Here is a 22632-nt window from a genome sequence, read left to right as displayed (position 1 = left end):
CAGGAATTCCCTGGGCCGCCCGGGTCGGCCGCGCCTACGGTCGACCCGTGCCCGACGCGATCTTCGCCGACCCCACGCTCGCCCGGCTGTACGACCCGCTCGACCCGGACCGCCGCGACCTCGATCCGTACCTGGCGCTCGCCCGCGAGCTGGGCGCGCGCCAGGTGCTCGACGTCGGCTGCGGGACGGGCACGCTCGCCGTGCTGCTCGCGGCGGAGGGCGTCGACGTCGTCGGCGTCGACCCGGCGGGCGCCTCGCTCGACGTGGCCCGCGGCAAGCCGGGCGCCGGGCGCGTGCGCTGGCTGCACGGAGACGCCACGACGCTGCCGCCGTTGCAGGTGGACCTCGCCACGATGACCGGGAACGTCGCGCAGGTCTTCCTCACCGACGACGACTGGGCGGCGACCCTCCGTGGCGTGCACGCCGCGCTCTTCCCGGGCGGTCGTCTCGTGTTCGAGACCCGCGACCCTGCGCGGCGGTTCTGGGAGCGCTGGACCCGCGAGCGTACGCACCGCCACAGCGACGTGCCGGGGTTCGGCGTCGTCGAGACGTGGACCGACCTGGTCGACGTCTCGTTGCCGCTCGTGAGGTTCCGCGGCACCTTCGTCCTGGCCGACGGACGGGTCCTGCGCTCGGACTCGACCCTCCGGTTCCGGGAGCACGACGAGCTGGCGGCGTCGCTCGAGGAGGCCGGCTACGTCGTCGAGCAGGTGCGCGACGCGCCCGACCGACCCGGTCTGGAGTGGGTCTTCGTCGCCCGGGCGGCCGGGCCCGGATGACGCCGGGCTGACGCGGCCTCAGCGCGCCGTGCGGACGACCATCTTCCCGGTGTTGGCGCCGGCCATCATGTCGAGGAACGCCTGCGGGGCGTTCTCGATGCCGTCGACGACGGTCTCGTCGTAGGCGATCTTCCCGTCCGCGAACCAGCCGGTCATGAGCTCACGGAACTCGGCGCCGTGGTGGAGGTAGCCGCCCAGCGTGAAGCCCTTGAGCATGAGGCCCCTGGTGATGAGGTTCGCCATGTTGTCCGGGCCGGGCAGGCGGTCGGTGGCGTTGTAGCCGGCGATGGCCCCGCACAGCGCGACCCGGCCGCCGTCGTTCATCACGTCGAGCGCTGCGGTGAGGTGGTCGCCGCCGACGTTGTCGAAGAAGACGTCGACGCCGCCCGGCACCAGCGCGGGGAGCTGCTCGCGGACCGGGGCGTCCTTGTAGTCGAGAGCGGCGTCGTAGCCGTACTTCGAGGTGAGCAGCTCGACCTTCTCGGCCGACCCGGCCGACCCGACGACCCGCTCCGCGCCGAGCAGGCGCGCGATCTGGCCGGCCGCGGTGCCGACGGCGCCCGCCGCGCCCGAGACGAACACGGTGTCGCCCGGCTTCATGCCCGCGATCGCGGTGAGGCCGACGTACGCCGTGAGGCCCGTCATGCCGAGGATGCCCAGGTGGAGCGACAGCGGCACGCCCGGCAGCTCGGGCACGACGCGGAAGCCGCGCGCGTCCTCCTGCGCGACGTCGCGCCAGCCGTGCTGGTGCAGCACCACGGCGCCCACAGGGATGTCGTCGGACGCCGACTCGAGGACGCGCCCGATCGCGCCGCCGGTCATGGTCTCCCCCAGCGCGAAGGGCGGGGTGTAGCTCTTCACGTCGTTCATGCGCCCGCGCATGTACGGGTCGACGGAGACGAACTCGTTGGCCACGCGGACCTGGCCCGGCTCGAGGTCGCCGTAGGTGACCTGGACGGTGCGGAAGTCGTCCGGAGCGGGCCACCCGGTGGGGCGGGCGGCGAGCTGGACCTGGGTGCTGACGATGGAGGACATGCGGGTGTGGTGCCTACTTCCGGGGTCGATGATCAGGACGCGAGACCGACGACGAGCGCGACGACCGCGAGCAGCGGCGCGGCGCCCTGCGTGACGGCGGCGCGGCGCTTGTCGGGCGAGGAGAGGAACAGGACGAGGGCGGCGGCGAGCATGCTGCCGGTGCCTGCCAGCACGAGGGCCGCGCCGGCACCGGTGGTGCCGACCGTGCTCCCGAGTGCGACGAGCACGATGCCGATCGCGGTCACGACGGCGAGGAACAGGTTGTAGAAGCCCTGGTTGAAGGCCAGCTCGCGCGTGGCGGCGGCCTCCTGCTCGGTCGTGCCGAACGTGGCGCGCGCCCGGGGCGTGGTCCACGCGACCGACTCGAGCCAGAAGATGAACACGTGGAGCGCGGCGGCGATCCCGGCCAGGACGAGCCCTGCGACGACCATCGGTTCTCCCTGCTGCCTGCCGGCGCACCCGCCGGCGATTCTGTAACGGTCGGTCCACTGTATATACTGCAACGAGCGTTACACAACTGGAGGCACGATGGGCAGGGCGCAGGGGTTCGAGACCGAGCTGGCGGTCCGGGCGGCGCGCGAGGTGTTCTGGCGCGACGGGTACGCGGAGGCGTCCGTCCCCGCGCTCGAACGCGCCACCGGCCTGAACCGGTCGAGCATCTACCACGCCTTCGGCTCCAAGCGCGGCCTCTTCGACGCCGCCGTGCAGAGCTACCTGGACGAGGTCGTGCGGCCGCGCCTGCGCCCGCTCGTGGCCGACGACGTCGCCCCCGACGCGCTCGTCGAGTACCTCACCGGCCTGCGCGCGGCGCTCGCCCGCGCGGACGAGGTCCAGGGCACCTCGGGCTGCCTGCTCGTCAACACGTCGGGCTCCCCCATCGCGGCCGACGACTCCGTGCGCCGCACCGTCGCCGACTACCGCGCCGAGCTGCGCGCCGCCCTCCGGCGCGGGGTGGTCGCGCGGCGACCGGACGCGTCACCGGCCGACGCCGACCGGCTCGCCGACGTCTGCACGGCCCTCGTCATCAGCGCCTTCACCCTGGTGCGCGTGGACCCGCCGAGCGCGCTGCACTGCCTGGACACCGCCGTCGACGCGCTCGAGCACTGACGCCGCCCCCGACCGCCCGGCAGGTCGACGGGTGGTACGTCGCGGCGGCCGGGAATCGCCGACCCGGCGGTCAGGTGCCCGGGACCACGAGCCCGGTGTCGTACGCCCACACCACGAGCTGCACGCGGTCGCGCGCCCCCGTCTTGGTCATGACCCGGCTCAGGTGCGACTTCACCGTGCTCGCCTCGAGGAACAGCGCCGCGGCGATCTCCGCGTTGGACGACCCCCGGCACAGCAGCGCGACGATCTCCTGCTCGCGCGCGGTGAGCAGCCCGGTCGCGGCCGGGTCGGGCACGACGGGGCCGCGGCGCCGTGCGAACTCGTCGATGACGCGCCGCGTGAGGGTCTGGTCCACGAGCCCGTCCCCGGCGGCGACCCGGCGCACGGCGTCGACGAGCACCTCGGGCTCGGCGTCCTTGAGCAGGAAGCCGGACGCGCCGGCCTCCAGCGCGCCGAACACGTAGTCGTCGAGGTCGAAGGTGCTGACCACGAGCACGGGCACCGGGTCGACGACGCCCGGCCCGGCGAGCTCGCGCGTCGCGGTGATGCCGTCGCCGCCGGGCATGCGCACGTCCATGCACACGACGTCGGGCCGCTCGCGGCGGGCGACGCGGACGGCGTCGGCGCCGTTCGACGCCTCCCCCACGACCTCGAGGCCCTCGCTCTGCAGGATCACGGTGAACCCGGCGCGCACCACCGCCTGGTCGTCCACGAGCACGACCCGCGTCATCGGGCGCCCTGCCCGGCACGCACCGACCGACCCTCGGCGCCTGCGGGGCGTGGCACGACGAGGCGCACCAGCCAGCCGCCGCCGGACGTGCGGCGCGCGGTGAGCCGGCCGCCCACGAGCTCCGCGCGCTCGGTCATGCCGATGACGCCGTGCCCCGGGCCCGCCTCCTGCGGCGGCGCTATCGACGCCGACCGGTCGGCGGGGCCGTTGCGCACGGTGACCGCCACCTCGTCCTCGTCGTACACGGTCTCGACGTCGACGGCGCTGCCCGGCGCGTGCCGGCGGGCGTTGGCGAGCGACTCCTGCAGCACCCGGTACACCGTGAGCTGCACGGTGGGCGGGAGGTCGTAGGGCTCGCCCCGCCGCGTCTCCTGCACCCGCGTGCCCGTGCTCCGGGCGAGGTCGATCAGCGCGGGCACGTCGGCGAGGGTCGGCTGCGGGGCCGACGGCGCGTCGTCGCCCTCGCCGGTGTCGCGGAGGATGCCGACGACGAGCCGCAGGTTGTCGAGCGTCTCCCGCCCCTGCCCGCGGATCCAGCGCAGCGACTCCTTCGCCCGCTCGGGGTCGCCCGCGACGAGCCGCTCCGCGGCGGCCGCCTGCACGACGATGCCGGACAGGTGGTGCGCCGCGACGTCGTGCAGCTCGCGGGCCATGCGGCCACGCTCCGCGAGGACGGCCTGGGCGGCGAGCGCCTCGCGCTCGCGCTCGGCCTGCGCCACGCGCGCCCGCAGCTGGGCGAGCAGCTCGCGCCGGGTGCCGACGTACGCGCCGACCAGGACGGCGCCGAGGTAGACCACCAGCGCGGACACCAGCCCGCCCCACAGCTGGGTGCCGACGGTCACGCCGAGCTCCGCCACCGTCGCGGGGCCGCCCAGCACGTACCCGAGCAGCACCTGCACGACGGCCGCGCCCGCCGCGGCGCCGAGGGCCGGCCGTCGCGGGGCGTGCACGCCCACCGAGTAGGCGGCGACCAGCGTCGCCGGCGCCTGGAAGTTCACGAACGGCGGCAGCAGCGGCGCCAGCGCGAGCTGCCCGAGCAGCACGAGCGCGAGGCACAGCATCGGGAACCGGCGCCGCAGCGTGAGCGCCATCGCCTGCCCGACGAGGACGACGCACGCCGTCACCAGCGCGCCCGTGCTCATCCCGTCCACCGACGCCCGGGCCCCGAACGACTCGCCGAGGCTCGACGACACGACCTGCAGCAGCGTCAGGAGCAACGCGACCGACAGCGCCGCGATGACGGCGCCGAGCAGCGCGTCGCGGCCCGTGGGGGTCCGGACGCCGAGGGCGTCGAGCCGCCGTCGCAGCGCGTCGAGCACAGGTCCTCCGTCGGTGTCGGGATGGCTGTCTGGATGCTTCTCTGGACGGTCTCGGGGTGACCGTCGGGCCCGGCCCACGGTACGCCGTCCGGGGCCGGGCACGACCCGTCGTCGCTGGTCAGGCGGGTATCGATCTGATATCAGGCGAGGTCACGACGACGGAACACGGCGCCGGCGGTGACGAGCAGCACGGCCGCCCAGGCGACCAGCCCCGCCAGCGCCGCGGCGGCACCGAGCGCCGGGCCGGCGTCCGTCGTCGCCCCGAAGAGCTGGGCGGCGCCCTGACCCGCCGACGCGAGGGACCCGAGGGTGATCGGCAGCCACGACGTCGCCGTCGTCGCGCCGCCCGTGAGGACGAGCGCGGCGGCCTGGATCATCGGTTCCACGAGGGCGAGCGCCACGACCACGACGATCGCCGCGACCTGCCCCCGCACGAGGGTACCGACGGCGAGCCCCAGCCACGAGAGCAGGACCATCACCGCGAGGCCCCGCGCCCAGACGCCGAGCGCCTCGCCGGGCCCGATCGCCAGGCTCGCGCCGGGCGTCGTCGCGACCGCGAGGACCAGCCCGACGGCCGTGACCAGCGCGAGCGCCACCCCGATCGCGAGCGCCGCCGTCGCCGTCGCCCCCGCCTTGCCGGCGAGGATCCGCAGCCGGTCCGGCACGGCCAGCGCCGTGGGCACGATGCCGCCGGTGCGGAAGTCCGTCGTGGCCGCGAGCGCGCCGAGCAGCAGCACGCACAGCGCGGTGACGCCGCTGGAGCCGGACCCGGCGGGCCCGGTGCCCATGAGGTCGAGCAGCGACCGCTGGGCGGCGGCGGACCCGAGATCCGTGGCGGCGGCGAGACCGGACAGGAGCTCGCTGGTGTCCGCCGGGGACATCTGCGGCCCGACGTGGAACCCGGCGTCCGACCCTCCCAGCGCCTCGAGGGTGCGCAGCGTGCGCGGCAGCACGAGGGTGAGGGTCTGCGCGAGCAGCATCCCCGCGACGGCGACGATCCCGATGACCCAGGGCGTCCGGGTGCTGCGCAGCTTGAGCAGCTCGGCCCTGAACACGGCGAGAGACATCAGCGGACTCCTTCGGTGGCGGCGGTGAGATCGAGGTACACGTCCTCGAGGCTCCGGTCGGTGGTGACGATCTCGCCCAGGGAGCCCGCGGCCACGACGCGGCCCTGGCCGATGACGACCAGGTCGTCCGCGACCTGCGCCACCTCGCCCAGCACGTGGCTCGCCAGCAGCACCGTGCCGCCGTCGTCGGCGAAGGTGCGCAGCAGCTCGCGCAGCCACCGCATCCCGGCCGGGTCGAGGCCGTTGGCGGGCTCGTCGAGCACCAGGACGTCGGGGCGGCCGAGCAGCGCGGCGGCGATGCCGAGGCGCTGCTTCATGCCGAGCGAGTAGGTGCGCACGCGGCGGTCCGCGGCGGGAGTCATGCCGACGGCGGCGAGCACCTCGTCGACCCGGCGGGCCGGGAGGCGCGACGCCGCGGCGAGCACCCGCAGGTGGTCGCGGCCGGTGCGCCCGGGGTGCAGGCCGCCCGCGTCCAGGAGGGCCCCGACCACCTGCGCCGGGCGCTCCAGGTCGCCGTAGCGCCGGCCGTCGAACGTCGCCGTGCCGGCGTCCGCCCGGGCCAGGCCGAGCAGCACGTGCAGGGTCGTGCTCTTGCCCGCGCCGTTCGGACCCAGCAGGCCCACGACCCGCCCCGGCTCGGCGGTGAAACCCACGTCGTGCACGGCCTCGAAGCCGCCGTAGGACTTGTGCAGCCCCTCGATCCGGATGGTGGTCATCCGTCCCCTCCCTCGTCGTCCGGCGGCCGTCGTTCGCCATGCCGGTACCCCCGAGCCTCCCCGGGGGCGGGGGTCCGGGTCTTGAGGCGGAGGGCGGAACCTCGGTTGCGCCTTTCGGGGGAGGTCGTGCGTCCCGGCGCCCGACCGCGCGACGGAGAGGGATCGGCGTCACGCCGCGGCGAAGAGCCGCTCCAGGTGCTGGTCGACGGCCGCCAGCGCGGCCTCCGGCTCGATGACACCGAGCTCGAGCAGGGGCGTGAGCCCGGTCAGCGCCAGGAGGAGGTCCGTCTCGACGTCGGGGTCCCGGTCCGGGGCGATCCGGCCCTGCGCGATCGCCTGGCGGACGAGGCGCTCGACCGTCGCGCGGCCGTCGCGGAGCCCGAGGCCCGCCTGCTCGCGCAGCGCCGGGTCGTGCAGCGCCTCGAGGACGTAGGCGGCGCTCATGCGGCTGGACGCGCGGGCGTCGGGGTGCAGGGGCAGCATCTCGGTGAGCACCAGGCGCAGCACCTCCCGGGGGTGCGGCGGTTCCTCGAGCGCGGCGAGCCCCCGCGCGACCCGGTCGGCGGTGCGCTCGGCGGCGAAGTCCATCGCGAAGGTCAGCATCGCCGCGCGCGACGCGAAGTAGTGCTGCAGCTGCCCCAGCGAGACCCCGGCCTCGCGGGCGACCTCCCGCAGGGTCGCCCTGGTCCACCCGCGCTGGTCGACGACGCGCCACAGCGCGTGCGCGATCTCCTCGCGGCGCTCCTGGTGGTCCACCAGCTTCGGCATCCTGCCCCCGGGTTGTCGTACGCTCGACATCATACAGTTGACCGAAAACCCGCCACGACGGGGAGCCACGATGAGCGACGAGCAGCCGCCGGCGGCGTTCTTCGACCCGTACGCGGTCGCCGTCGACGACGAGGTGGCGATCGCGCTGCTCGCCGAGATGCACCTCAGGAAGGCGATCGACCGCGGCGACTTCGACGACCTGCCCGGCAGCGGCAAGCCGCTCGACCTGCAGGACCTCCACGACCCGGACTGGTGGCTGAAAGCCTTCATGCGCCGCGAGAGGCTCGTGGTGCTGCCGCCCTCGATCCAGCTGCGCAAGGACGACGCCGCGCTGGACGGGCTCCTCGACGAGCTGTGGAGCGAGGACGACGTGCGCGAGGAGGTCGAGGAGTTCAACCGACGGGTCCTGCGGGGCCGCTACCAGCCGGCGGCCGGGCCGCCGCTGGTCACCATGCCGCGCGACGTCGAGGCGACGGTCGCCGCCTGGGCGGGCCGCCGCGACGCGCGTGCCGCGCAGGCGCGCGAGCAGGCGCGGGCCGAGGCGGAGGCCGAGGACGGCCGCCGTCGGTCCCGTCGACGGGCTCGCCGACGCCGATCTCGCTGACGGCGGCGCCCGGGGCCCGGCGATCGTCGTCGGGAGTGCGCCGGGTCCGTGGTGACGCCCTGTGGAAGAACGACGGCCCGTGTCGGCGCGGGCCCGTAACCTGGCCGACGTGCTGCACGTCCACCGGTCCGAGCGCTCCGACGCGCTGGTCGCTCCCCTCTCCGACGTGCTCGCCGTGCCGCCGGACGACCCGTTCACGCCCGACGTCGTCGCCGTGCCCACGCGCGGCATCGAGCGTTGGCTGGCGCAACGGCTGTCGCACCGGCTCGGGGTCCCCGGGGGCTCGGGCGCGGGCATCTGCGCCAACGTGGACTTCTCCTCGCCGTCGCGTCTGGTCGCGTCCGCGGTGACGGCGGTGACCGGCGTCGAGCCCGACGACGACCCGTGGCGCCGCGCCCGGCTCGTGTGGCCGGTGCTGGAGACGATCGACGCGTCCCTCGACGAGGGCTGGGCGGCGCCGCTCGCGCGCTACGTCGGCGAGGACGGCGACGGCGTGCGGCGCTCGCGCCGCGTCGCGCTCGCGCAGCGCGTGGCGGAGCTGTTCGCCGCGTACGCGCAGCAGCGGCCGGCCCTGCTCGCCGACTGGCTCGACGGTCGTGACGACGACGGCGCGGGCGCGCCCGTCCCCGACGACCTCGCGTGGCAGCCGCGGCTGTGGCGGCGGGTGCGCGAGCGGGTGGACGCCCCCGGGCCCGCGGAGGTGCTGACGGAGGCGGTCGGCGTGCTGCGCACCGACCCGGGCGCGGTGGACCTCCCCGCCCGGCTGTCCGTCTTCGGACCCACCCGGCTGCCGGAGGACCAGCGGCAGGTGCTCGCCGCGCTCGCGCTGCACCGCGACGTCCACCTGTGGTTGCCGCACCCGTCGCCCGCGCTGTGGCAGTCGGTCGAGGGCCTGGTCGGCGAGGGCGCCGTCGTCGGGGCGCGTCGTGACGACACGCCCCCGGCCGCGCGCCACCCGCTGCTGGCCTCGACCGCGCGCGACTCGGTCGAGCTGCAGCTCCGGCTCTCCGGTGCCCTCGACCCCGCCGGCGAGGGAGCCCCCGAGGTGCATGTCGCCTCCCACCCGGCGCCGCCACCCCCGGGCACGCTGCTCGGCGCGCTGCAGACGACGCTGCGCGCCGACGACCCCGACGCCGCACCCGTGCCCGTCGCGCCCGACGACCACAGCGTGCAGGTGCACGCCTGCCACGGCCGCGCGCGCCAGGTCGAGGTGCTGCGCGAGGTGCTCACCGGGCTGTTCGCCGCCGACCCCACGCTGGAGGCGCGCGACGTCATCGTCATGTGTCCCGACGTCGAGTCGTTCGCCCCGCTCGTGACGGCCACGTTCGGCGCCGCGCCCGACGGTGTCACCCAGGTGCACCCCGGCCAGCGGCTGCGGGTCAGCCTCGCCGACCGGGGGCCCGGCGTGATCAACCCCGTGCTCGGCGTGCTGGCGAGCCTGCTGCGACTGGCCGACGGGCGCGTCACGGCCTCGGAGGTGCTCGACCTCGCCACGACCGAGCCCGTGCGCCGCCGCTTCCGCCTCTCCGACGACGACCTCGACCGCTGGCGCGACTGGGCCGTCGAGGTGGGCGTGCGCTGGGGCGAGGACGGGTCCCGGCGGGACCGCTTCGGCATCGACCCGCGGGTGCGGCAGGGGACCTGGGACGCGGCCCTGGACCGGGTGCTGCTGGGCGTCGCGATGGCCGAGGAGGACTCGCGGTTCGTGGGCCCGGCGCTGCCGCTCGACGACGTCGGTTCGACGGACGTGGACGTCGCCGGCCGGTTCGCCGAGCTGGTCTCGCGGCTGACCGGGCTGCTCGCCGACCTCGACGGCACCCACCCGCTGGAGCACTGGCTCGACACGCTGGACCGGGCCGTCACGCTGCTCGCGGACCCGGCGCCGGACGACGCGTGGCAGTCGCTGCAGGCGCACCGGGTGCTCGGCGACGTGCGGGCCGCGGGCGCGGGCCGGGCCACCGCCGGCGACGGGCTGCGGCTGGAGGACGTGCGCGCCCTGCTCGCCGACCGGCTGGCCGGCCGCCCCACGCGCGCGGGCTTCCGCACCGGCGCGCTCACCGTGTGCTCGCTCGAGCCGATGCGCGCCGTCCCGCACCGCGTGGTGTGCCTGCTGGGCATGGAGGACGGCGCGTTCCCCCGGTCCGCGACGCCGGACGGCGACGACCTCCTCGCGCGCGACCCGCTGCTGGGCGAGCGCGACCGGCGCAGCGAGGACCGGCAGATCTTCCTCGACGCGCTCACCGCCGCGCGCGAGCACCTGGTGGTGCTGCACTCCGGCGCCGACGAGCGCACCGGCGCCGCCCGGCCGCCCGCCGTGCCCGTCGCCGAGCTGCTGGACGCGCTCGACCGGGTCGGCGAGGCGTCGGACGGCGGGTCGGTGCGGCGGCAGGTCGTGGTGCGGCACCCGCTGCAGGTGGTGGGCGAGCGCAACTTCGAGGCCGGCGCGCTCGGCGCCCCTGGCCCGTTCAGCTTCGACACGGCGGCGTTCCGGGGCGCGGAGGCCGGGCGCGGGGCGCGCGTCGAGCCGGGGCTGCTCGTGCCCCAGCCGCTCGCCCTCGAGGCGCCGGCCCCTGCGGAGGTGGACCTCGACGACCTCGTCGCGATGCTCGAGCACCCGGTCCGATGGTTCCTGCGGACGACGCTCGACGTGCGCGTGGCGCAGGACGAGGACGAGGTCGACGACCGCCTGCCCCTGACGATGGCGCCGCTCGCGGCGTGGGGCGCGGGCGACCGCATCCTCACCGCCGTGCTCGGGGGCACCGACCCCGGCCGGGCGTTCCAGGCGGAGTGGCGACGCGGCCAGGCCCCGCCGCGCGAGCTGGGCCGCACCGCGCTGCGCGACGTCGTCGAGCGGGTGCAGCCGGTGGAGACGATGGCGCGGCAGGTCCGGGCCGACCAGGCGGCGCGCGCCGTCGACGTGTCCGCCACGCTCCCCTCCGGCGTCCTCGTCACCGGCACCGTCCCCGGCGTGCACGGCGGCCGCGTCGTGCGCGCGGAGTACTCGAAGCTCGGGCCGAAGCACCGCCTGCGCGCCTGGGTGCAGACCCTCGCCCTCGCGGCGTCCGGCGGCGACGGCGGCCTGCCCGAGGGGCAGCAGTGGCACGCGGGGACGGTCGGGCGCGCACCGGGCCGAGGCGCGAAGGCGGCGTGGAGCCTGATCCAGTCGCCCGACCCGGACGACGCCGCCCGGCTGCTCGACGACCTCGTCGCCCTGCGCGCCGAGGCCACCCGTGCGCCGCTCCCCCTGCCGCCGGACGCGTCGCACGCGTACGCCGTCTCCCGCGGCGGCGGCACGGGCGATCCCGGACAGGCGACCAGCGAGGCCCGCTTCACCTGGAACGGCGGCTTCGAGAAGTCCGACGCCTACCACCTGATGGTGTGGGGGGACGGGGCGTCGTTCGACGCGATCGCCGGCGTGCCGGACGAGGACGACCGGCGCCGGTTCCCCGACGAGCCCTCGCGTCTGGGCGCGCTCGCCCGGCGGGTGTGGGACCCGTTGCTGGCGCACGAGCAGAAGGGCACCTCATGACGGCGGGGACGGGCTTCGGCACCGACGCGACCGGGGGTCTGGCGGGAGTCCCCGAGCGCCCGGTCTTCGACGTGTGCGGGCCGCTGCCGGAAGGCACCACGGTGCTCGAGGCGAGCGCCGGCACGGGCAAGACGTTCACGATCGCGGCGCTCGCGACGCGGTTCGTCGCCGAGGGCCGCGCCGAGCTGCGCGAGCTCATGCTCGTGACGTTCGGCCGGGCCGCGACGTCCGAGCTGCGCGACCGCGTCCGCGAGCGGCTGGTGAGCGCCGAGCGCGCGCTGCGCGGCCCGGACCCGGCGTCCAGCGACGACCCCGTCGTGGCGCTGCTCGCCGACGTCGGCGCCGCCGAGCTGGACCGCCGCCGCGCCCGCCTCACGGCCGCGCTGTCGCAGCTCGACGCCGCGACCATCACGACGACGCACGGCTTCTGCCAGCAGATGCTCACGTCGCTCGGCATCGCGGCCGACGTCGACCCCGCGGCGACGTTCGTCGCCGACGTCGCCGACCTCGTGCGCGAGGTGTCCGACGACCTGTACGTCCGCCGCTTCTCCGACGAGGCGCACCCCGCGCTGACCCCGTCGATGGCCGCCGACCTGGGCCGCGCCGCCGTGAGCGACCACCAGGCCGTCGTCGAGCCCGCCGAGCCGGGCGGGGGTGCCCCCTCCACCCCGGGCGCGCTGCGGCGGGCGGTGGCCCAGGAGACCCGCGACGAGACCCTGCGGCGCAAGCGGACGCAGCACCTCCTGGACTACGACGACCTCCTGGTCATGCTGCGCGACGCGCTCGGCGACCCGGTGCACGGCCCCGTCGCGGCCGAGCGCGTGCGCTCCCGGTTCCGCGTGGTGATGGTGGACGAGTTCCAGGACACCGACCCCGTGCAGTGGGAGATCCTGCGCACCGCGTTCCACGGGCACCGCACCCTGGTGCTCATCGGCGATCCCAAGCAGGCGATCTACGCCTTCCGCGGCGCCGACGTGGTCGCCTACCTCGACGCGCAGCAGGACGCGACCGCCGTCGCCACGCTGGGGACCAGCTGGCGCAGCGACGAGCCGCTCCTGCGTGCGCTCGACACCCTGCTGGGCGGGGCGGCTCTGGGCGACGAGCGGATCGTCGTGCGGCCGGTGGACGCCGCGCACCGCGGGTCGCGCTTCGACGGCGGCGCACCGCTGCGGCTGCGACAGGTGACGCGTGCCGCGCTCGCAATGTCGCCGGGCGAGACGCCGCCGGTCGGTCCGCCGCGCCAGCTCGTCGCCGCGGACGTCGCGGCCGACATCGCCGCACGCCTGGGCCGCGACCGGCTGGTGGACGGGGACGCCGGGGCCGCGGAGGGTGCGTGGCGCCCGCTCGAGCCGCGCGACGTCGCGGTGCTGACCCGCACGAACGCGCAGGCCGAGGCGGTCCGCTCGGAGCTCACCAAGCGCGGGGTGCCCGCCGTCGTCTCGGGGCTGTCGAGCGTGTTCGCGACGCCGTCGGCCCGCGACTGGCTCACCCTGCTCGCCGCCCTGGAGCAGCCGGGCGCCCACGGGCGCGCGGCGGCGCTGGCGCTGACGCCGTTCGTCGGCTGGGACGCGGAGCGGCTCGCCACGGCGGACGACGCCGCGCACGACGCGCTCGCCGACACGGTGCGGCGCTGGTCCCGGCTGCTCTGGTCGCGCGGCGTCGCCGCGCTCCAGGAGGCGGTGACCCGCGACGGCCTGGCGGAACGGCTGATGCGCACCAGCACCGGCGAGCGCCACCTCACCGACCTGCGGCACGTGGGCGAGGTGCTGCACGCCGCGGCGGTCACGGAGGGCCTGGGTGCCTCGGCGCTCACGGCGTGGCTGCGGCGGCGCATCCGCGAGGCCGCGCAGGACTACGACGAGGAGCGCAGCCGGCGGCTGGAGACGGACGCCGCGGCGGTGCAGGTGGTCACGGTGCACGCCAGCAAGGGACTGGAGTTCGGCGTCGTGTACGTGCCGTTCGCCTGGGACCGGTTCGAGCCGCGCCAGCCCGACGTCCTGCGGTTCCACGCCGGCGACGGGCGCCGCATCCTGCACGTGGGCGGCCCCGGCTCGTTCGGGTACGACGCCGCCCTGGAACGCCACCGCCGGGAGGAGGGCGGCGAGGACCTGCGCCTGCTGTACGTGGCGCTGACCCGTGCCCGGCACCAGGTGGTCGCGCACTGGGCGCCGTCGAAGGCGAACACCGCGAAGGCGGGCCTGACCCGCGTCGTCCTGGGGGACCGCACGCTCGGCGGCGAGCCCGCGCCGCACGCGCCCCAGCAGGCCATGCGCGACGACGCCGTCCGTGCGTCGCTCGGGACGCTCGCCCAGGGTTCCGGCGGCACGATCGCCGTCGAGGAGGTGCCGGGCACGCCGACCGCCGAGCGCTGGCGTCCGCCCGCCCAGGACGAGCCCGCACTGGATGTCGCGCACCTCGACCGGGTGCCGGACCCGACGTGGCGGCGCGCGTCGTACTCCGCGCTCACCGCCGGGGCGCACGCCGGTCGCCCGGGCGGCCTCTCGCCCGCGCCCGGCGCGGCCGAGCCCGCCCCGGGCGGTGTCGAGTCCGAGCCGGAGGGCGGTGGCCTCCAGGACGAGCCGGCCGAGGCCGCACCGACCGCGGTCCGGCCGGGCGGAACGGACGCCGCCGAGATCGGCGACGCGCCCGGCGCCGACCTGCCGTCGCCGATGTCGGGGCTGCCGGCCGGGACGGGGTTCGGCACCCTCGTGCACGAGGTGCTGGAGTACGCGGACACCGCGGCCCCCGACCTCGACGCCGAGCTGCTCGCCCGGTGCGCCGCCGCGGCGACGACGCGGGTGCCGGGTACCGACCCGGCCGAGCTCGCCGCCGCGCTCGGCGTCGTCGCGCGCACCCCGCTCGGGCCGCTCGCGGGCGGTCGCACGCTCGCGGACGTCGTCCCTCGCGACCGTCTCGCCGAGCTGGAGTTCGAGCTCCCGCTCGCCGGCGGCGAGGGCGACACGGACACCGGCGGGCCCGGGCCCGAGGGCGCCACCCTGGCCGGGATCGCCGCACTGCTGGGCCGCTACCTCGACGACGACGACGCGTTCTCCGCCTACCCCGCCGCACTGGCCGAGCTCGCGGCCGCCGACCCCACCGCCCGCCCCCTGCGCGGCTACCTCACGGGGTCGATCGACGCGGTGCTGCGGGCGCCCGGGGAGGACGGCGAACCCCGCTTCCTCGTGGTCGACTACAAGACGAACCGCCTCGGCGCGTTCGACGCCCCGCTCACGGCGCACGACTACCGGCCCGAGGCCACCGTCGACGCGATGCTGCACGCCCACTACCCGCTGCAGCTCGTGCTCTACCTCGTGGCGCTGCACCGCTACCTGGCGTGGCGGCTGCCGGGCTACGACCCGGACGTCCACCTCGGCGGCGGGCTGTACCTGTTCGTGCGCGGCATGTGCGGGCCGGGCACCCCCACCGGGCCCGACGGCGCCCCGTACGGCGTCGTGTCGTGGGTGCCGCCGCGCGGGCTGGTGCCGGCGCTGTCCGCGCTGCTCGACGGAGGCGACGCATGACCGACACCACCACGCTCCCGGGCGGTCCGGTCGAGACCTCCGGCGACGTCCGCTTCGCCGCCGCGGCGCCGTTGCTGCTGCGGGAGTTCAACGCGTCCGGCCTCGTGGCCGCGACGGACGTGCACGTCGCGACGCGGCTCGGTCGGCTGACGGGCGAGGACGACGCGACGGTGCTGCTCGCCGTCGCGCTCGCCGTCCGGGCGCTGCGCGGGGGGTCCGTCTGCGTGCGGCTCGACGACCCGGACGAGCTCGCCGCCCTCGCGCTGCCCGAGGACGCCGACCGGGGCGACGCCGCCGACGGCCCCGGCGCGGCCGCTCCTCCCCCGTGGCCCGAGCACGCGGCGTGGGTCCGAGCCATCGAGGCCAGCCCCCTGGTCGCCGTCGGCGCGGGCGGTCCCGAGGACCGGCCCGCGCGCTGGGTGGGCGGCCGGCTGTACCTCGACCGGTACTGGCGGGACGAGCTCACGGTGCGGCGACTGGTCGACGCCCGGCTCCAGGCGCCTCCCCTGGTGCCCGCGGGCGCCGGGCGGCTGGAGGCGGCGCTCGCGCGGCTGTTCCCGGAGGCGGGCGACGTGCGGCAGCGGCTCGCGGCCGCGCACGCCGCCGGCCGCAGGCTCACGGTGCTCACCGGCGGGCCGGGCACGGGCAAGACGACGACGGTCGCGCGACTGCTGGCCGTGCTGCAGGACGTCGCCGGCGAGCCCGCCCTGCGGGTCGCGCTCGCCGCTCCGACGGGCAAGGCGGCCGCCCGGCTGCAGGAGGCGGTCCGCGACGTCGTCGGCGCCCTGCCGCCTGAGGACCGCGAGCGGACCGGCCGGCCCGAGGCCACGACCGTCCACCGCCTGCTCGGCTACCGCAGCGCCACCCGGTTCCGGCACCACGCCGGGCACCACCTGCCGCACGACGTCGTCGTCGTCGACGAGACGTCGATGGTGCCGCTGTCCCTCATGGCGCGGCTGCTGGAGGCGCTGCGCCCGGACGCGCGGCTCGTCCTCGTCGGCGACCCGGACCAGCTCGCGTCGGTCGAGGCGGGGGCCGTGCTGGGCGACCTCGTCGCGCGGCCGGCGGTCGTCGAGAACCTGGCCGAGCACGTCACCACCACCCGGGCCGTGGTGGAGCCCGTCGAGGACGAGACCCTCGCCAACGGCGTCGTCCGGCTCGTCACCGTGCACCGCCAGGACGAGGACTCCGCGATCCTGCCCCTGGCTGCCGCCATCCGGGACGGTGACGCCGACGCGGTGCTCGACGTCCTGCGCGCCGGGACGGGCGGCGTCGAGCTCGTCGAGGCGGACACCGAACGCCTCGACGAGGCCGCCGTGCAGGGGCTGCACGAGGACGCGGTCGACGCCGGCCGACGGCTCGTGGCCGCGGCGCGGGACGGCGACGCGGCGCGCGCCCTCGAGGCGCTCAACGCGCACCGGGTCATGGTGGCGCACCGGCGCGGGCCGGTGGGCGTGGCCCGCTGGGCGGCGCAGGTCGAGGCCTGGGTCGAGGACGCGACGGCGGACGGCACCCTGCCGCCGTCGGTCCCCGGCTCGCCGTGGGTCGTGGGCCGGCCCCTGCTCGTCACGACCAACGACGCCGACGTCGGCCTCTACAACGGCGACACCGGCGTGCTCGTCGCCGAGGGCGACCCGGCCGACGGGGCGGTGGTCGCGGCCTTCGGCGACCCGCGCGCCCCGCTGCGCGTGCGCACCCACCGCCTGCCGCCCGTCGAGACCGTGCACGCCATGACGGTGCACCGCGCGCAGGGCAGCCAGTTCCGCCGCGTCTCCCTGGTGCTGCCGCCGCCCACGTCGCCGCTGCTCACCCGCGAGCTGCTGTACACGGCGGTCACCCGAGCGCAGGAGTTCGTGCGCGTCGTCGGCACCGCCGACGCCGTGCGCGCGGCGGTCGCGCACCCCGTCCGCCGCGCGAGCGGCCTGCGCGAGCCCCTGCCCGGGGGCGCGACGTGACGACCGTGCGGGTCCTGATGATCGACGTCGACGGCGTCCTCGTGCGCCGGCCGGACGGACGCCGCTGGGACGCGGACCTGCACGCCGACCTGGGGATCGACCCGGGAGATCTTCAGGACCTGTTCTTCCATGTGCACTTCGACGACGTCCTCGCGGGCCGCGCGGACCTCGTCGAGCGGCTGGACCTGGTGCTGCACGAGCTCGGGCCGGTGACCTCGCGGGAGCTCGTCGACTACTGGTTCGCGCACGACGCCACGCTCGACGTCGAGCTCCTCGACGACCTCGCGGCGCTGCGATCACGCGGGACCGACCTTCAGCTCGCCACCGTGCAGGAGCACCACCGGGCCCACTACCTCTGGCACGACCTGGCGCTCCGCGATCGTTTCACCGCGATCCACTATGCGGCCGACGTCGGCCACCGCAAGGGAGACACCGAGTTCTACCGCGTCGTCGAGTCCCGCACCGGGCTGGAACCGTCGGCGCACTGCCTGGTCGACGACCGCCTCGCAAACGTCGAGACCGCCCGGGCGGCGGGGTGGCGCGCCGTCCACTGGCGGCCCGGGCGCCGGCTCGCCGACACGCTCGCCTCCGCGGGCGACGCCACCTCCCACGACGGTGGCGAGGAATAGGGACGACGTCGCCGAGGGTTGTCCCAGGCGATGAACGCCGACGCCCCCGCACCCGCGCCCACCTCGCCCCGACTGTCCGTGCTGGACCTCGTCCCGGTCCGCACCGGCCAGTCCAGCCCGCAGGCGCTGGCCGCCTCGCTCGCGCTGGTGCGCCGGGCGGACGAGCTGGGCTTCGAGCGGTACTGGTTCGCCGAGCACCACAACATGCCCGCCGTGGCGGCCTCGACGCCGCCGGTCATGATCGCGGCGGCCGCCGCCGTCACCGAGCGCATCCGCGTCGGCTCGGGCGGCGTCATGCTGCCGAACCACGCGCCGCTCGTCGTGGCCGAGCAGTTCGCCGCGCTCGAGGCGCTGGCGCCCGGACGGGTGGACCTCGGCCTCGGCCGCGCGCCCGGCTCCGACCCGGTGGTCACCGCGCTGCTGCGCCAGTCCGGCCCGACGTCCGACGTCGAGCGGTTCCCGCAGCACGTGCGCGACATCCTCTCCCTCATGAGCCCTGACGGCGCCGCCCTCCGCCTCGGCGACGGCAACCTCTACGACGTGCACGCCACCCCCGCCGCCGACGGCACCCCCACGGTCTGGCTGCTCGGCTCCAGCGACTACTCCGCCCGCCTCGCCGCCGAGCTGGGGCTGCCGTACGTGTTCGCGAACCACTTCTCGGGCGCGGGCGTCGACCAGGTGCTCGCCCTCTACCGTGACGGCTACCGCCCGAGCCCCGCCCACCCCGAACCGCAGACGTTCCTCACCGCGAACGTCGTCGTCGCGCCCACCGCCGTCGAGGCGCACGAGCGCGCCCTGCCGCAGCTGCGGTCGATGGCCCGCCTCCGCACGGGCAAGCCGATGGGCCGCGCCGAGACCGTCGAGCAGGCCGCCGCCGAGCCGCTCGACCCCATGGCGGAGCAGATCATCGCCGACATGCGCGCACGCTGGGTCGTCGGCGAGCCCCACCAGGCCGCCGCCCAGCTCCGCGACCTCGCCACCCGGCACGGCGTGGACGAGGTCATGGTCGTGCCGGTGGCCGGCTCCTACGGGCCCGAGCCGCTGGACGCCACGCCCGGCCGCGTCCGCACGCTAGAGCTGCTCGCCGAGGCGCTCGCCGCCTGACCCGGCGCCGAACCGCCGCCCCACCCAGAGCGGCAGCCCGTTCCCGAATCGGCGATCATGTGTGCCGACCCGGGGACGAGCTCCCGGGTCGACCGGCCACGAGAGCGAGCCCGCATGCCCCATGTCACCGTCGTCCGCGCGGACAACCCCGGCCCGATGACGCTGGACGGCACGCGCTCGTACGTGCTGCGCGGGCCGGGCTCGTCGTCGTGCGTGGTCGTGGACCCGGGCCCCGACGACGAGCGGCACCTCGCCACCCTGGCTGGGTCGGGCCCGGTGGAGCTGGTGCTGGTCACGCACCGGCACGCCGACCACACGGCCGGCTCGGTGCGCTTGCGCGCGCTGACCGGCGCCCCGGTCCGCGCCGCGGACCCGGAGCACTGCCACGGCGGCGAACCGCTGCGCGGCGGCGAGGCGATCGACGCCGCCGGCCTCCGGGTCGACGTCCTCGCGACGCCGGGGCACACGGCCGACTCGGTGTCGTTCGTCGCGACGGCACCGGGCCGGTCCGGGCCGAGCGAGGCCGTGGTGCTCACGGGCGACACGGTGCTCGGGCAGGGCACCACCGTCATCGCCGAGCCGGACGGGTCGCTGCGCGACTACCTCGCCAGCCTCGACCTGCTGGGACGCGTGGCCGACGGCCGGGTCGGCCTGCCCGGGCACGGCCCGGCGATCGACGACCTCGGCGTCGCGGTCCGCGCCTACCGGGCCAACCGCCTGGAGCGCCTGGCGCAGGTCCGCGAGGCCCTGGCCGCGCTCCGCCACGCTCCCGACGACCCCTCGGCGGCCGACGCCGTCGTCGCGCACGTCTACGCCGACGTCGACCCCTCGGTGCGGCGCGCGGCGCGGCAGTCCGTCGTCGCGCAGCTCGCGTACCTGGCCGACGAGCCGGCCTGACCCGACGCGAGCGGGTGTCGGTGTCCCGCGGCACGATGGCGTGATGACGGTCACGCCTGCCCCCGAAGCCCGCCCCGCCGTCCGCCTCGGCGTCGCCTTCGTCCCGACGATGGCGCCCGAGTCGCTGCGGTCCCTCGCCACCGCCGCCGAGTCGGCCGGCCTCGACGACCTCTGGGTGTGGGAGGACTGCTTCAAGCAGAGCGGCGTCGCGTCGGCCGCGGCAGCGCTCGCCTGGACCGAGCGGGTCCGGGTCGGGATCGGCCTCATGCCGGCCCCGCTGCGCAGCACGGCGGTCACGGCGATGGAGGTCGCCACCGTCGCGCGCATGTTCCCCGGCCGGTTCGTGCCGGCCGTCGGCCACGGCGTCCAGGAGTGGATGGAGCAGTCCGGGGTGCGGGTCAAGTCGCCCCTCACCCTGCTGCGCGAGCACGCCGAGGCGCTCCGTGCCCTGCTCGCGGGCGAGGAGGTGACGACGTCGGGGCGCTACGTGACCCTCGACAGGGTCCGTCTCGACTGGCCCGCGCCGGAGGTCCCGCTGGTGCTCGGTGGCGTCGGGCCCCGCTCCCTCGCCCTGGCGGGCGAGCTGGGCGACGGCGTCGTCCTCGCCAACGCCCTCACCCCCGACGACGTGCGCACGGCCGCGGACACGGCCGGCGCCGCCGCGCAGGCCGCGGGCCGGCCCGCGCCGGGCGTGTACGCGACGCTGATCGCCGCGACGGGCGACGGCGCACAGCAGCGGCTCGACGCCGAGCTGCCGCTGTGGGGCGCGGCGCCCGGGCGCGGCATCGGCGCTGCCGGCGACGCCCGCACCATCGCCGACGCCGTGCTCCGGCTGGCCGCCGCCGGCGCCTCCGCCGTCGCCGTGCAACCCACGGCCGACGAGCCCGACCTCGCCGGGTTCGTCGAGCTGCTCGGCCGCGAGGTGCGGCCGCTGCTCGACCAGGCATGACCCACCCAGGGCAGGACCCACCCGAGGAGCAGACCATGGACTGGAAGATCGAGCTGATCCACGTGCCCGTGCGCGACGTGGACCGGGCGAGGGAGTTCTACGAGCGTGTCGGCTTCCACCCCGACCACGACCAGGTCGTGAACGACGACCTGCGGTTCGTGCAGATGACGCCGCCCGGCTCGGCGTGCTCCATCGCGTTCGGCACCGGGCTGGGCGGCACGCTGCAGCCGGGCCAGCTGGACGCGATCCAGGTGGTGGTACCCGACGCGGACGAGGCGCTGGCGCACCTGCGCGGCGCCGGGATCGAGGCACAGGGGGTGGACGACCTCCCGTGGGGCCGGTTCGTCACGTTCGCCGACCCGGACGGCAACTCCTGGACGCTGCAGCAGCTGCCGGCGTGGTCCGCGAACGCAGGCTGAGTCAGAGCCGCTTGCCGTAGCAGCGCTGCTGCTCGAACCCGGCGTGGTCGCCGAACGACTCGATCGGCTCGTAGCCGATGGCCTCGTACAGCGCGATCGCCTCGGGCTGCGCGGTACCGGTCTCGAGCACGAAGCGGCGGAAGCCGACCTGACGGGCGGCGCGCTCCAGCTCGGCCATCAGCCGCCGCGCGACGCCGCGCCCGCGGGCGTCGCCGTCCACGTACAGGCGCTTGACCTCGCCGGTCGCGGCCGGGTGCGCCGTGCCGCGGCCGCGCCGGTCGTCCGTGCCGGAGACGTCGCGCACCGCGGCGGTGCCGACGGGGCGGCCGTCCAGCCGGGCGACGAGCGTGACGACGATCGACCGCGGGTCGATCGCCGGCGCCTCGTCCTCCCCGCCGTACCGCACGGCCATCTCGGCCTCCTGCGCGGCGCGCAGCCCCGCGGCGGCGGGGTCGTCCCACGCCACGGCGTCGACCGTCAGACCCTCGGGCCCGACGGTCGACGGGAGGACGGTGGTGGCGGTCATGCCGAGACGAGCGAGGCCAGCACCGACGTGAAGAAGCCGAGCCCGTCCGTGCCGGAGCGCGGGCCGGCCTCGCCGTCCGGGCCGAACCCGGCCTCGACGGCGTGCTCCGGGTGCGGCATGAGCCCGACCACGTTGCCGCGCGCGTTGGCGATGCCGGCGATGTCACGACGCGAGCCGTTCGGGTTCCAGCCCTGGTAGCGGAACACGACGCGGCCCTCGCCCTCGAGCTCGTCGAGGGTACGGTCGTCGGCCACGAACTGGCCGTCCTGGTTCTTCAGCGGGATGGTGATGTGCTGACCGGGCCGGTACTGGTTGGTCCAGGCCGTCGACGTGTTCTCGACCGACAGCACCTGCTCGCGGCACACGAAGTGCAGGTGGTCGTTCTTGACCATCGAGCCGGGCAGCAGGTGCGCCTCGGTCAGCACCTGGAAGCCGTTGCAGATGCCGAGCACCGGCATGCCGCCCTTCGCAGCGTCCACCAGTGCGTCCATGGCGGGGGCGAAGCGCGAGATGGCGCCGGCGCGCAGGTAGTCGCCGTACGAGAACCCGCCGGGCAGGACGACGGCGTCGACGCCCTGGAGGTCGCCGTCGGCGTGCCACAGCGACACGGGCTCCCCGCCCGCGAGCCGCACCGCGCGGGAGGCGTCCCGGTCGTCGAGCGTGCCGGGGAAGGTGATGACGCCGATCCGCGCGGAGGCGAGGGTGCCGGCCGACATCAGGCCACGCCCTCGGACGTGATCGTCCCGGCGGCGTCCGTCGCGGCGTCCGCCACGCGCACGACGTCCTCGATGACGGGGTTGGACAGCAGCGTCTCGGCGGCCTGCTGGGCGGCGGCGAGCACCTCGGGCGTGACGTCGCCGTCCACCTCGAGCTCGAACCGCTTGCCCTGGCGCACCCCGCTGAACTGGGTGAAGCCGAGTCGGGGCAGCGCCCCCACGACGGCCTTGCCCTGGGGGTCCAGGATCTCGGGCTTGGGCA

Annotated in this window: 21 protein-coding genes; 11 read left to right on the top strand and 10 right to left on the bottom strand. The window is 76.4% G+C overall.

The genetic code is table 11. The annotated features are described in order from the left end of the window. Positions 1–779, top strand: a 779-nt coding sequence (locus ACFWEK_RS04870; protein ID WP_430553281.1) for a class I SAM-dependent methyltransferase, incomplete at its 5' end; no start/stop codon positions are given. Between the two features lie 18 nt (positions 780–797). Here ACFWEK_RS04870 and ACFWEK_RS04865 read toward each other — a convergent pair. Continuing rightward, positions 798–1814, bottom strand: coding sequence for an NADP-dependent oxidoreductase (locus ACFWEK_RS04865; protein WP_430546362.1), 1017 nt, complete (start codon positions 1812–1814; stop codon positions 798–800). Between the two features lie 32 nt (positions 1815–1846). Beyond that, positions 1847–2245 carry a DUF1304 domain-containing protein gene (locus tag ACFWEK_RS04860; protein WP_430553280.1) on the bottom strand — a complete coding sequence of 133 codons (399 nt, stop codon included), beginning with the start codon at positions 2243–2245 and terminating at the stop codon, positions 1847–1849. 97 nt (positions 2246–2342) lie between these two features. Here ACFWEK_RS04860 and ACFWEK_RS04855 point away from each other — a divergent pair, with 97 nt between their 5' ends. Further along, the gene (locus tag ACFWEK_RS04855; protein WP_430553279.1) at positions 2343–2921 is read left to right on the top strand and encodes a TetR/AcrR family transcriptional regulator; all 579 of its coding nucleotides are present in this window, start codon (positions 2343–2345) and stop codon (positions 2919–2921) included. A gap of 70 nt (positions 2922–2991) precedes the next feature. Here the strand turns inward: ACFWEK_RS04855 and ACFWEK_RS04850 are convergent, their stop codons facing one another. From ACFWEK_RS04850 to ACFWEK_RS04830, 5 genes are all read right to left on the bottom strand, one after another. Continuing rightward, positions 2992–3651 (bottom strand): response regulator, encoded by a 660-nt coding sequence (locus tag ACFWEK_RS04850; protein WP_430553278.1) that lies wholly within the window; start codon positions 3649–3651, stop codon positions 2992–2994. Further along, the gene (locus tag ACFWEK_RS04845; RefSeq protein ID WP_430546366.1) at positions 3648–4970 is read right to left on the bottom strand and encodes a sensor histidine kinase; all 1323 of its coding nucleotides are present in this window, start codon (positions 4968–4970) and stop codon (positions 3648–3650) included. Before ACFWEK_RS04845 ends, ACFWEK_RS04850 begins: the two co-directional genes overlap by 4 nt. 140 nt (positions 4971–5110) lie before the next feature. Further along, complete coding sequence (locus ACFWEK_RS04840; protein WP_430553277.1) at positions 5111–6037, bottom strand: hypothetical protein; 927 nt, start codon at positions 6035–6037, stop codon at positions 5111–5113. Then, positions 6037–6753 carry an ABC transporter ATP-binding protein gene (locus ACFWEK_RS04835; protein WP_430553276.1) on the bottom strand — a complete coding sequence of 239 codons (717 nt, stop codon included), beginning with the start codon at positions 6751–6753 and terminating at the stop codon, positions 6037–6039. Before ACFWEK_RS04835 ends, ACFWEK_RS04840 begins: the two co-directional genes overlap by 1 nt. 168 nt (positions 6754–6921) lie before the next feature. Further along, complete coding sequence (locus tag ACFWEK_RS04830; protein ID WP_430546369.1) at positions 6922–7521, bottom strand: TetR/AcrR family transcriptional regulator; 600 nt, start codon at positions 7519–7521, stop codon at positions 6922–6924. A gap of 70 nt (positions 7522–7591) precedes the next feature. On the opposite strand from ACFWEK_RS04830, the gene ACFWEK_RS04825 reads away from it, so the two are divergent. The 9 genes from ACFWEK_RS04825 (at position 7592) to ACFWEK_RS04785 (ending at position 21128) form a co-directional block, all read left to right on the top strand. Beyond that, positions 7592–8125, top strand: coding sequence for a DUF1992 domain-containing protein (locus tag ACFWEK_RS04825; RefSeq protein ID WP_430553275.1), 534 nt, complete (start codon positions 7592–7594; stop codon positions 8123–8125). Between the two features lie 109 nt (positions 8126–8234). Continuing rightward, positions 8235–11654, top strand: coding sequence for an exodeoxyribonuclease V subunit gamma (recC, locus tag ACFWEK_RS04820; RefSeq protein ID WP_430553274.1), 3420 nt, complete (start codon positions 8235–8237; stop codon positions 11652–11654). After that, a complete protein-coding gene (locus tag ACFWEK_RS04815; protein WP_430553273.1) occupies positions 11651–15175 on the top strand; it encodes a UvrD-helicase domain-containing protein in 3525 nt (1174 codons plus the stop codon). Before recC ends, ACFWEK_RS04815 begins: the two co-directional genes overlap by 4 nt. Next, positions 15172–17130, top strand: a complete 1959-nt coding sequence (gene recD / locus ACFWEK_RS04810; RefSeq protein ID WP_430546373.1) for an exodeoxyribonuclease V subunit alpha — start codon at positions 15172–15174, stop codon at positions 17128–17130. Before ACFWEK_RS04815 ends, recD begins: the two co-directional genes overlap by 4 nt. 5 nt (positions 17131–17135) lie before the next feature. Continuing rightward, entirely contained in the window at positions 17136–17759 is a 624-nt protein-coding gene (locus ACFWEK_RS04805) for an HAD-IA family hydrolase (protein WP_430553272.1), read from the top strand. 30 nt (positions 17760–17789) lie between these two features. Beyond that, a complete protein-coding gene (locus ACFWEK_RS04800) occupies positions 17790–18863 on the top strand; it encodes an LLM class flavin-dependent oxidoreductase (RefSeq protein WP_430553271.1) in 1074 nt (357 codons plus the stop codon). Positions 18864–18977: 114 nt separating this feature from the next. Further along, entirely contained in the window at positions 18978–19760 is a 783-nt protein-coding gene (locus ACFWEK_RS04795) for an MBL fold metallo-hydrolase (protein ID WP_430553270.1), read from the top strand. A 43-nt stretch (positions 19761–19803) separates the two neighbouring features. Continuing rightward, positions 19804–20709, top strand: coding sequence for an LLM class flavin-dependent oxidoreductase (locus ACFWEK_RS04790; RefSeq protein WP_430546377.1), 906 nt, complete (start codon positions 19804–19806; stop codon positions 20707–20709). A gap of 35 nt (positions 20710–20744) precedes the next feature. Further along, positions 20745–21128 (top strand): VOC family protein, encoded by a 384-nt coding sequence (locus tag ACFWEK_RS04785; RefSeq protein ID WP_430553269.1) that lies wholly within the window; start codon positions 20745–20747, stop codon positions 21126–21128. A gap of 1 nt (position 21129) precedes the next feature. Here ACFWEK_RS04785 and ACFWEK_RS04780 read toward each other — a convergent pair whose 3' ends face one another. The 3 genes from ACFWEK_RS04780 to purS form a co-directional block, all read right to left on the bottom strand. Beyond that, positions 21130–21654, bottom strand: a complete 525-nt coding sequence (locus ACFWEK_RS04780; protein ID WP_430546379.1) for a GNAT family N-acetyltransferase — start codon at positions 21652–21654, stop codon at positions 21130–21132. Next, the gene (purQ, locus tag ACFWEK_RS04775; protein ID WP_430546380.1) at positions 21651–22370 is read right to left on the bottom strand and encodes a phosphoribosylformylglycinamidine synthase subunit PurQ; all 720 of its coding nucleotides are present in this window, start codon (positions 22368–22370) and stop codon (positions 21651–21653) included. The genes ACFWEK_RS04780 and purQ overlap by 4 nt, the downstream gene beginning before the upstream one ends. Further along, positions 22370–22632: phosphoribosylformylglycinamidine synthase subunit PurS (gene purS / locus ACFWEK_RS04770; protein WP_430553268.1), on the bottom strand; the 263-nt coding region annotated here is incomplete at its 5' end. The genes purS and purQ, both read right to left, overlap by 1 nt.

The organism is Isoptericola sp. NPDC060257, from assembly GCF_042726645.1.
GTDB lineage: Bacteria > Actinomycetota > Actinomycetes > Actinomycetales > Cellulomonadaceae > Isoptericola > Isoptericola nanjingensis.
The sequence above is the reverse complement of the archived record's forward strand: the minus strand, read 5'-3'. Positions and strand labels throughout refer to the sequence as shown.